Genomic DNA, 340 nt, shown 5'->3' on the forward strand with positions numbered 1-340 from the left:
CCACTGCAAACCAAAAGGTTAAACTGGCGAAATGACCATGTCCATTGACTATGTGCGCTGGATTGGAATTGCAGCGTGGACCAGTGGTTTAGCCATCCCACGAAACTGCCAGGCGTTGGCTGTTGTTCCGGGGGATTCTCCCGGAAGAATCTTGATCCAGAGCGCCGGGGGACGCGCCACAACATTCGAGGACATTGAGCGTGAGTACACACATATCCAGTGGTTGCTAGCTGGAGCTCCTAGTGATGAATCTGTGCTGGATTATGTGTACCACCAGCAGCTCTGTTTAACGCATTATGGCCTCATCGACCATGACTTCGCCATCCTGGATGTCAGCGAT

At 52.4% G+C, this 340-nt stretch carries 1 pseudogene; it reads left to right on the top strand.

Annotation, left to right across the window (positions count from 1 at the left end):
* Nucleotides 1-31: 31 nt before the first annotated feature.
* Nucleotides 32-340: pseudogene (locus HMPREF2678_RS00995) on the top strand (hypothetical protein); the annotation flags it as partial.

The organism is Corynebacterium sp. HMSC058E07 (assembly GCF_001809885.1).
GTDB lineage: Bacteria > Actinomycetota > Actinomycetes > Mycobacteriales > Mycobacteriaceae > Corynebacterium > Corynebacterium macclintockiae.